Here is a 9935-nt window from a genome sequence, read left to right as displayed (position 1 = left end):
CCCCGGGCCGCCCGTAACCCGCGCACCGGCAAGCAGGTGACGGTCCCGGCCAGGGTGCACGTCTACTTCAAACCGGGCAAGGGAATGCAGGCGCGGCTCAACCTTGAGAAGGTCGATCCTGAGGAGGTAGCGGAGCGGATCCTGCGGGTATCCTGACCGCCCCGCCAGCCCCCATGGCTCCGCCTTTGACCCTCAGTCGATGTTCTCAAGCGCCTGCGGCCGGCTCAGCCACGATTTCATCTTCGTGGACAGGAAGCCAGTCCGCTTCTTTGCCGAGGCATCCGTGCCCCGTGCTGCATCCAATCGGCTGGCTGCCTCGTCCAAGCCAAGCGGATCCGCTTGTCGCCCGATGGCAAGTGCGCCTTCCAGAATGACCAGACCCTCATCGAAACCGAACTGGTACGATGCGACCGGGCAGAACGAGTCGAGATTGATACGCCTGCTGATATAGCGCTCCCGCTGTCGCTCGATCTCAGGTGTGTCAGCGCAGCCTAGCCGGGTCACGAACGGTAGAAGGCGCTGCCGCTGCGCATCCGTGGCCTCGTCGTTCAACTGCATGGCGAGCCGGCAGATCGGGCGCGAGAAGCAGTCCGGCATGGATTTGACTGACGAGACACGCTGGTACGGAAAGCCGCACGCCACGACCGCCGCTTCGTTGATGCAGGTGCCGCCTGTGGGGCCCGGAAAGTCGTGCGAGCCCCGAAGAAGCTTCCAGTTCAGGATGTGATCGAAGTCGCTCATGGTGGCTAACTCCGTAGCCGGTTCCCACCCTGAGCCTCCTCCCATGCGATCATGCCGTCAACCACGTCCACCAATCTAGCGCTGCCGAGCTTGCCCGGGTATCAGCCCGGCATGGCCAAGCGCATCAAGCTGCTGCCGCAGGAGCGCGGCACCGTCCTGTTCGGTGTCGTCTTCGACGATGGCAGCCGAGCCTCGAACCGGCGCCTGCCGATGGAGAACCTAGACGGCTTGGATGGCGATCAGCCGGCCCGCGATCTCATCGAGCAGCAGGAGGCCGAGATTGCCCAGAAGGCCGGTCGGCCGCCGCGAACGATCCAGAGCCTGACGCGCGCTGCCAAACCGGAGCCGAAGCTCGTCCGGGAGTAGCCCGCGCCGTCCGCACTGGCGCGACGGGCTACGGCTCCTCGGCCTGTGGCCGGGCACCGATCGCCTCGTGGCAGGCCAACCAGCGCCGCATCAGGCGCAGCAGCCGGTCGTCGGTTGCTTCCAACTTTTCTCGGCTTTCTGGAAGGTCTGCTCACCAGCAGTATGATCGGCTCGGGATATGACCTCCTATCAGCGCCGCATACGTTCGATCGATCGCGACATAGAAGGTGGCATCTGATCGGCCATGACGGACAGGATCCGCTCGACGGACGCGAGATCGAGGCTATAGCCCTCTCCCGCAAAGATTTCGTCCTGGCTATCGAGAAGGATCAAGCCACCGCGGTTTCGGACATAAGGCTGATGCCAGCGTGACCTCGACAGTTTCAGACCGAAGCTCTTCGCCTTCTTCCGGAGTTGATTGAGACGGAGAGTATCCTGGTAGGTCGGGGTCAAGTCGAACTCGTGCAAGTCAACCTCCCTCGCCCTGTCGCTTCGACCGCAGCCTGCCACGCGACGGGCTACGGTCGTCACGCCGATGTGGCAGCTTGATGTCCGGACGCCCGACCGCCGGAGGTGGGCCCTCTCACCATCGATAGATCAAGCTGCCGATGACCGTCGCCGGCTGGTTGCGGTTGCAGAAGCCGAACGAGCATGTGGTGTAGTTGCGGTCGAAGATGTTGTAGCCGTTGAGCTGTGCGCGGAAGCCCTTGTACTTCGGATCGAGCGCGGCAAAGTCGTAGGCGACCAGCGCGTCGTAGAGTGTCACGGCGGTATTGCGCACCGTGTTCTGGTCGTCGGCAGGGCTCGAACCGATGTAGCGGATGCCGCCGCCGATCTGCAGGCCGCGCAGGGCTGAGGACGGAGGGAAGGCGTAAGTCAGGAACGACGCGTAGGTGTCGCTGGGGATGCCGGACACGCGGTTCCCGGCGAGCGACTCGCCCGTGGCCGAGACCGAGTTCACGAACCGAATGTCGACGTGTGTGTAGGCGATCGTCAGGTTCGTCCCCGGCGCGAGATTGGCCGTGGCCTCGGCCTCGAAGCCTTTCGAGCGAACGGCGCCGCCGGCAGTCTGGAACGCGAGGTTGCTCGCGTCGGGGATCAGGATGTTCGACTGGGCTATGTCGAAGCCGGCGAACGCTGTCTGGATGTTGGTGCCGGGGATCAGGTACTTCACGCCCGCTTCGATCTGGTCGCCGGTCGCGGGTTTGAACGCCTGCCCGTTCCGGTCGAGGCCCACCTGCGGCGTGAAGGTCGTGGCGTAGCTGGCGTAGGGCACCAGCCCCGGCGCGAGCACGTAGCCCAGGCCGACCCGGCCGGTGAAGGCGGAGTTGTCCTGTCGCGAGACCGCACTGTCGGGTGTGGCGTAGTTGTTCTGGAAGACCCAATCGTGGCGTCCGTTCAGCGTCAGGATGAAGTCGCCGAACTTGGCCTGATCCTGCAGGTAGACGCCGACCTGGTCCTGGGTCTGACGCGCAGCGGGCCCTAGCGCCGGCGTCGGGATGAACTGCTGCCCGTAGTTGCGCGTGACGAGGTTCAGGTCCGGGGCCAGGCCGAAACCGAGGCGCTCGGACAGGCTGTACCGGGCATAGTCGACGCCCCCGACCACGGTGTGGGCGATCGGGCCGGTGGCGAAGCGCGCTTCCAGCTGGTTGTCCAACGTCTGCTGCACCAGGCCCTCGCGGATGTAGCCGGTGTCGCGCGTGCCGATCGTGTTTGCGTCGTTGATGTTGTTGATGTCGACGTACTTGCCGCTTAGGAACAGGCCGTAGTGACGGAAGTTCTGGCGGAAGACGAGGTCCGGCGTGAAGAAGTGCTCGAAGGCGTAGCCGACCCGATACTGAGTCTGGTCGAGGCCGATGAAGCGCGGGTCACCCTGGTAGAAATTGGACACCCGGAAGCCCGGGTAGTTGTAGTAGAACGTCGCCGCCGGCGTGTTGGTGACCTGGAACTCGCTCAGGAACGTGAAGGTCGTGGCCGCGTCGGGTTTCCATGTGAAGGCGGGTGCGATGTTGAGCTGATCGTCGGTGGTGCCGAGGCCGATGAAGGTGCCGGCTTCTCGCCGCACGCCGGTCAGCCGGTAGGCCATGGTGCCGCCCGATCCTTCGATCGGACCACCGACATCGAAATTGCCCTGGAAGCGGTCGAAGCTGCCGGCTTGGAACTGGACCTCGCCGAACGGCACGAAGACGGGCCTCTTGCTCGTGATGTCGAGGATGCCGCCGGGCGAGCCGAGGCCGTAGAGACCGGAGGCCGGACCTCGCAGGATGGTGAGCGCCTCCGCGCCGTAGGGCTCGCTTTTCGGGTAGGCGAAGCCGCTGCCGATCACGCGCAGGCCGTCCCGGTAGATGCCCTGGTTGGTGAGCACGTCGAAGCCGCGGATGAAGATCTGGTCGAAGCGCGGGTCGAAGCCCGAGCGGGCGGATATGGCACCCGGGACGTAGTTGACAGCGTCGGTGAAGGTCTGGACGTTGCGGTCGTTGAGCTGCTCGCGGGTGAGGACCGAAATCGACTGAGGGACCTCGATCACCGGCGTGTTGGTCTTGGTCCCGGCTGTTACGACTCGAGCGGTGTAGCCCGTGACGCCGGACGGACCACCACCGCCGCCGCTGGTCGCGGCCGTGCCGCCGTCGCCCGCGCTGACGTTGAGGCTGCCCGAGCCCGCCGGGCCCGGGGCGGAGCTGCCGGGCCCCACTGCATGGACCGAGATCTCGTCGAGCTGAACGGTGCCGTCCTGCGCCGTCGCGGTGCCGACGAGAGCGGTGGTTGCGAGAAGGGCGGCGAGGAGCGAGGAGCGGTGGGACATAGATCACGCTGTCGCGCGCCTGGAAAGGCGCATTGCAGCCGTAATCATCGTTCACGGATCCTTGATCAAGCCGAAAGCGTGTTTTAAATCACACACTTATATCAGTTCAAATCTGAAGGTATTCTAAGCTGAGCACTAACGAACGTTCCCCGGTCCGCGCCGAACATGACCTGCGCCCTCGGCATCAGGCGCGCTCCAGCAGGTCCAGAAGTAGCGTGCCGGCCACTGCGATAACGTTGCCGCGTCCGCGCCAGGGCAGGATCTCTGCCACCAGCTGCGGCTCGGGCTGGGGTTCCGGTATCGCCTCGGCCGCCACCTCCGGCAGCGCGGTTTCTGGCGCCTCGGTCTCGCGATCCTGATCGTTCCCGCGCATGTAGACTACCTGCGAGCCGGTGGCGTTCTCGGGGGCGGCTAGGGACGGCTCGGCGTCGGCGCCGTCCTCAAGGTCCGTATCGCCGTCCATGCGGTCCAGAACCGCGATGATGCGGTCTGCCGCGTCGAGAGCGGTCTGCGCCGCCTCCTCTAGGCTGGCGCGAAGGGAAGGACCGGTCAGTGGCTCCGAGATCGCCGGAGCGACTGGTTTCGGACGGGGGTGAAATTGAGCAGATCGCCCATGGTGTGAAGTCTCGGGTCGAGTTGAGGGGAGGCCCGGCAGAACCCGGCCGGGGCGGTACGCGGTACGCAAAGGAGGTGGCGGACTGCTCAGGCCCGCGCCTGCTCGGCTGCGAGGTCGGTCAGCTCACGGGCCAAGGCTGCCGTCTTCTCGGGATCGCCGTCCTCAACGATGCCCCGGGCCATGAGGGTGAGCCGGGCTTCCCGATCGGTTTCGGTCGAGGGGACGCGTTGCGCCGCTTCTCGGACGGCTAACCCCACCACTTCCGTCATCTCGTCGCCCAGCCACTGCATCAGCCGCCCGGCTGCGTTGTAGCGATCTCCTGGATTGTTATTCTCGTTCCACCCGCGGGTATGGCAGCGCCCCTGCCAGCACACGGCATGAGCCATGTCGACGATGAGGCCACCCGTGTCGTGCAGGGCAACCAGATCCTCCAGCGCCTCGGCCGTGAGATCGTACTGGTCGAGCAGGTTGGTGGCTCGCGTCCGCGCAGGCACGTCGATCCCGGCGAGTGCAGCAGCGCCGTCGCTATCCGGGTCGACCGCAGCCGTGAGCGGCGACAGGAACAACTCAGTGCGGCTCGTAGCTTCCCGCTCGCGCGCCTTGTCCTCGCTCATGCGCTCGCGTAGACCCTCGGCCTTCCGATGGAACTCGGCCAGAGCGATCCGATGGAGACGACCCAGTTCTAGGCGCAGGCCCTCGCGGATGATGAGGAAGCTCTGCGGTTCGATTGCCGGGTAGGCCATGAACCCGGGCGGCGGGGCGTGCCAGTCCACGGGTTCGGCCGCAGGCTGCGCCCCGCCCTGTACGTCGCGCCAGAGCGAGTGCGCCAGGAGTTGGTCCTGGTCCGGCTCCCCCGGGATCTCAGCCGGAAGTGCGCGGGGGTTATAGCTCTCCATTGCCCGCAGCTTAACTCGGAAGCCTTCCGCCGTCCGGGCCGGCAGGGCTGCGATACGCCCGGCGAGCGCGGCCGCTACGTCGCCGGCTTCGTTGGCGGCGGCATCAAGCTCTGGGGTTACGTGCTGCATTGAAATCGTCGCCTTGGCGGCGCACCAGCGTTCCCATGCCGTTACGATCTCTTCAGCCCGAGCCTGCGCCTCAGGATGGGGCACGATGTCGAACTTGCACCCGGGATGGTCGATGTGGGCGCGCTCGCCCGGGCGGATCGGGCGCAGCACCTCGTGTCGCATCGGCATGATGCGGCGCAGCCTTTCGACATCCGCGCTGCGAATGTCCCGCCCCTCCAGCGCCTCGGCCATCATCCAGTTCTGGTGGACGTTCAGGCGGGCGTCAGAGGCGCGGTAGATCAGGCAGGCCGGGCGCTTGGGCATGAGCCGGTCAGCTTCATGCTGAGCCGCATTGCAAGCTTCACAGGCCGCAATTTCGCGGGCGCGGGCGACCTCGAACTGCGCACCGAGCCGTAGCAGCTCGGCGTCGGCCTCCGTGGGGGTCGTGCCCGGCTCGGGAACGGTCTGAGGGCTACCGACGTGCTGGCTAAGGCCGGCTTTCAGGTTGGCGGCGCGTTGCTTGAGGGTCGAGCGGTCAGCGCCACGGCGGAACGGATTGGACAGCTTGAGAGAGGGCACGAGCGGCCTCCAAGGATCACAGGATGAGAGGAGGCGCGGCGAAGCGGGCGCCGCGCGGTGGCGGCGTCAGGCGTCGAAGAACTCATACTCGGCGTGAGCCTCGGCGATGGCCCATGCCGTTAGCGATGATGCCGAGGCGGCAGGACGACGGCTGTACACGGCTGAGGGACGGCAGCGTGCGGCAAGGCGCGGTAGCTGATGGCAGCGGTACGGTAAGAAGCACGGTAGCGGGAGGGGTATCACACCACATGCACTGAAGGTGCGGACGGCTCCCTTTGTGGACCGTAGGTCTGGCCGAGCTGCGCGAGCATGGGCTCAAGATGGCGGGCGGCGGGGTGATGTCGAGGCATCCTAGTGCTCTCGCTGGAGCGCTGTTTCTCTCACATCAGCGAGAAAGAGGCCGTTCGTTCGGGAACAGCACGAGTTGCGAAGGGCTATCCCTGCAGTTTGCATCTGCGGGAGAACGAGTTCGATGAAAGCGCTCACATGGCAGAGCCGGGGCAAGATCACCTGCGAGACCGTTCCTGACCCTAAGATCGAACACGGGCGCGACGTCATCATCAAGGTGACCGCTTGTGCCATCTGCGGATCGGACCTGCACCTGATGGGCGGGTTCATGCCCACCATGGAGTGCGGCGACATCCTCGGTCACGAGACCATGGGTGAGGTCATCGAGGTCGGGCGCGACAATCACAAGCTCAAGGTCGGTGACCGCATCGTCGTGCCGTTCACGATCTGCTGCGGCGAGTGCCGCCAGTGCAAGTGGGGCAACTGGAGCTGCTGCGAGCGCACCAACCCCAACGGCAAGATGCAGGCGGAGACCTACGGCTACCCGCTCGCAGGCCTGTTCGGCTTTTCGCACATCACCGGAGGCTACGCCGGCGGCCAAGCCGAGTACCTGCGGGTACCCTACGCCGATGTCGGCCCCATCGTGGTGCCCGAGGGCCTGACCGACGAGCAGGTGCTGTTTCTGAGCGATATCTTCCCGACGGCCTACCAGGCCGCCGAGCACTGTGACATCGGCCCGGAGGACACGGTCGCGATTTGGGGCTGCGGACCTGTTGGCGTGCTGGCGGTGAAGTGCTGCTACCTGCTGGGCGCCAAGCGGGTCATCGCCATCGACAGCGTGCCGGAGCGATTGGCGCTCGCCCGTGAGGCCGGGGCCGAGACGATCAACCTCTCGAACCAGAACGTTCAAGATACGCTGATGGAGATGACACATGGCCTCGGGCCGGACTCGGTCATCGAGGCGGTCGGCATGGAGTCCCACGGGGCGGACACGACGCTTCAGAAGGTGTCCTCTGCCATCATGGAACACACCGTCAGCCTTGAGCGGCCGTTCGCGCTGAACCAGGCAATCCTGGCCTGTCGCCCCGGCGGCAACGTCTCGATGCCGGGCGTCTTCGCCGGGCCGGTCGGGCCGGTGGCGCTCGGCGTTCTGATGAACAAGGGTCTGACCCTGAAGACGGGCCAGACGCATATGGTCCGCTACATGAAGCCGCTGATGGAGCGTATCCAGAAGGGTGAGATCGACCCCTCGTTCATCATCAGCCATCGGTCCACGAACTTGGAGGACGGCCCAGCGCTGTACGACATGTTCCGAGACAAGACCGACAACTGCACCAAGGTCGTGTTCAAGCCACATGGTTGAGATTGAGCCCGAGCCGCCCCTAGTGATCAGGAGAGGGGCGGCTACCGAGCTATCACACGTGCTGACGTCAGCCTCTCTGCGCATGACGTCGGCCCGAATTGGGCGCACAGGGCAAGGCACGAGGCCCTATCGGTGCGAGCAAGATCGCTAGCACTCTAGGTGTCCCTGTCAGCCGCTGATACGGAGTAACGGGGGAGTACCCAGGGAAGGTGTCAGCCGCTGATCGAGAACCGCGTTCCCTCGCTCGGTGGTGACTGCTTCCGGTTCCTTTGTGGCCCGCTGCTGGGTGTTCGCGGTTGAAACAGCGGCTTTCGCGGATCGACCCAGGCCCCCAGTGGGCTTCCTCGATCCGGCCAGCCTCATTAACCGCAATCGAGCTGATTGGGTTCAGAGCCTGGTCGCTTCGGGTAGTCTGAAAACCGTGGGATCCTACCCTTTCACCTCTTGGCGTGGATGGTGTTCGCCTTCTCATAGGCGATGACGGTAGCCGGGCTGATCCGGGTCAGCACACCGCCATGCAGAAAGGCTTCCAGTTCGCCGCGCCGGATCATGTTGCGGACGTGCTGCACGCTGCAACGCCACCGCTCGGCCAACGTCGTCGGGTCATAGACATTAGGGTGCCCGGGATAGTCCTCGGACATCATGATACGTGTCGCGGGGCGTTTGGTGTCCTTCCGGGCTTGGATCTTCGCCGCGTCGGCCTTGGCCAGCCTCTCCTTCTGCGAGGCTTTGCTCTGCGCCTGTGATGAGGCATCCCAGTCGTCCCATGGATTAGCTTTCTCAGGCTCGCTCAGGGCGTCGAAGGCGTCATCCACCTTCCGCAGATCCCAGATGACCCGAGAGCCGATCCGGAAGGGCTGAGGCATCAGCCCTTCCCGCACCAGCTCGTCGAACTTGGCCGCGCTGATCCCGACGTAGCGGGCTGCCTCCTGCCGGTTCAGCCCACGCCGGGGCACCACCTCCACCCGGGGCGCGAGTACAGCGTCAGGGTCCTCGGGACGGCGCTTCGGCACGGATTATCTCCCGGTCGCCGTTCGCCCTATCGGTCCGGCCGCATGATGCCACGGCATGGCTCAGACCGTCCCAGCCGTTCACCGGATCTAGCTGCAGCAGGCTCAGCAGATGTCCGACCCGGGCAAGTTCTACGGGATGCTGCGCAGCGCCCGGGTGGGCGGCTAGTCACTACGGCGAGCATCGTGCCGGGTCTCATAATCCTACTTGCCAGATGGCATCAAATCGAGTTCACTTGAGGTGTAGCTTCGGTTGGTCCTGGGGCTAAAGAAGCCTTTAACCCCTCGGCGCAAGTCGAGGGGCTTTTTGTTTCTGAAATTGGTTTACAGAAACACGTAGAAACATTCGAGATAAGTCGAACACAGTTACGTCATAGTCTGCGTAAGCCGTCCAATTGTTCATTGTTTCTTTAGGTGCAATGCGTCAGACCTGTTGCCGTTGTGCACTATCGCAGCCGTGCACGCTGCCGTTCTGTCGCCGCGCACACATCCCGTCCAACGGGAGACTGAGGACCCAATGATCAAGAAGCTTCTGCTCGCCAGCGCCGCGACGGCGCTCCTGACCGGCGCCGCCTCGGCGGCCGACCTGCCGCGCCGGGCCGCCCCGCCGCCGGTGTTCACCCCGGTGCCGGTTTTCACCTGGACCGGCGCCTACTTCGGTATCAACGCCGGCTACGCCTTCGACGCCAGCAGCAACAACACCGGCTCGACCTTCACCGTGCCCGGCGCTTTCACAGCGAGTGGTGCCCCGGCCTCGGCGACCTTCGGCAACCGCAGCCAGGACGGCTTCTCCGGCGGCGGCCAGGTCGGCTACAACTACCAGTTCACCCCAGGCCGCGGCGTCGTGATCGGCGTCGAGGCCGACGCCCAGTACCTCGACTTCGGCCGCAGCCGGAACAATGCCATCACCAGCGCTGCCGTCGCACCGGGCTACTACGTCACCGACCCGCGCGGCCTGTCGAGCCTCGACTTCTTCGGCACGGTCCGCGGTCGCCTCGGCTACGCCTTCGACCGCACCCTCGTGTACGGCACCGGCGGCTTCGCCTACGGCTCAGGCAGCGCTGACCGCTCCTTCGGGGGCTACGCCACCAACGACAGCTTCCGCACCGGCTACGCCGTCGGCGGCGGCGTCGAGTACGCCCTCCCCACCGACTCGTTCCTGAAC

At 65.2% G+C, this 9935-nt stretch carries 10 protein-coding genes; 4 read left to right on the top strand and 6 right to left on the bottom strand.

Going from position 1 to position 9935, the window contains the following annotated elements:
• On the top strand, positions 1 to 156 hold a 156-nt coding region (locus MKL01_RS19075; protein WP_279604727.1), incomplete at its 5' end, for an HU family DNA-binding protein.
• A 36-nt stretch (positions 157 to 192) separates the two neighbouring features.
• Here the strand turns inward: MKL01_RS19075 and MKL01_RS19070 are convergent.
• Positions 193 to 741, bottom strand: coding sequence for a hypothetical protein (locus MKL01_RS19070; protein ID WP_243906774.1), 549 nt, complete (start codon positions 739 to 741; stop codon positions 193 to 195).
• A 111-nt stretch (positions 742 to 852) separates the two neighbouring features.
• Between MKL01_RS19070 and MKL01_RS19065 the strand changes: the two genes are divergently transcribed.
• On the top strand, positions 853 to 1107 hold the full coding sequence (locus tag MKL01_RS19065; RefSeq protein WP_243906775.1) for a hypothetical protein: 255 nt from the start codon (positions 853 to 855) through the stop codon (positions 1105 to 1107).
• 189 nt (positions 1108 to 1296) lie between these two features.
• Here the strand turns inward: MKL01_RS19065 and MKL01_RS19060 are convergent, their stop codons facing one another.
• The 4 genes from MKL01_RS19060 to MKL01_RS19045 form a co-directional block, all read right to left on the bottom strand.
• The gene (locus tag MKL01_RS19060; RefSeq protein WP_243906773.1) at positions 1297 to 1575 is read right to left on the bottom strand and encodes a hypothetical protein; all 279 of its coding nucleotides are present in this window, start codon (positions 1573 to 1575) and stop codon (positions 1297 to 1299) included.
• 115 nt (positions 1576 to 1690) lie between these two features.
• Complete coding sequence (locus MKL01_RS19055) at positions 1691 to 3910, bottom strand: TonB-dependent siderophore receptor (protein WP_243906772.1); 2220 nt, start codon at positions 3908 to 3910, stop codon at positions 1691 to 1693.
• A gap of 184 nt (positions 3911 to 4094) precedes the next feature.
• On the bottom strand, positions 4095 to 4373 hold the full coding sequence (locus MKL01_RS19050) for a hypothetical protein (protein WP_243906771.1): 279 nt from the start codon (positions 4371 to 4373) through the stop codon (positions 4095 to 4097).
• Positions 4374 to 4612: 239 nt separating this feature from the next.
• Complete coding sequence (locus MKL01_RS19045) at positions 4613 to 6109, bottom strand: hypothetical protein (protein ID WP_243906770.1); 1497 nt, start codon at positions 6107 to 6109, stop codon at positions 4613 to 4615.
• A gap of 472 nt (positions 6110 to 6581) precedes the next feature.
• On the opposite strand from MKL01_RS19045, the gene MKL01_RS19040 reads away from it, so the two are divergent.
• Positions 6582 to 7760 (top strand): zinc-dependent alcohol dehydrogenase, encoded by a 1179-nt coding sequence (locus tag MKL01_RS19040; protein WP_243906769.1) that lies wholly within the window; start codon positions 6582 to 6584, stop codon positions 7758 to 7760.
• A gap of 437 nt (positions 7761 to 8197) precedes the next feature.
• Here the strand turns inward: MKL01_RS19040 and MKL01_RS35770 are convergent, their stop codons facing one another.
• Positions 8198 to 8773, bottom strand: coding sequence for a helix-turn-helix domain-containing protein (locus MKL01_RS35770; RefSeq protein WP_279604728.1), 576 nt, complete (start codon positions 8771 to 8773; stop codon positions 8198 to 8200).
• 514 nt (positions 8774 to 9287) lie between these two features.
• On the opposite strand from MKL01_RS35770, the gene MKL01_RS19030 reads away from it, so the two are divergent.
• The coding region (locus tag MKL01_RS19030; protein WP_243906768.1) for an outer membrane protein at positions 9288 to 9935 on the top strand (648 nt) is incomplete at its 3' end.

It is taken from the genome of Methylobacterium sp. J-070, from assembly GCF_022829385.1.
GTDB lineage: Bacteria > Pseudomonadota > Alphaproteobacteria > Rhizobiales > Beijerinckiaceae > Methylobacterium.
This window is presented reverse-complemented; position numbering and strand designations above follow the sequence as displayed.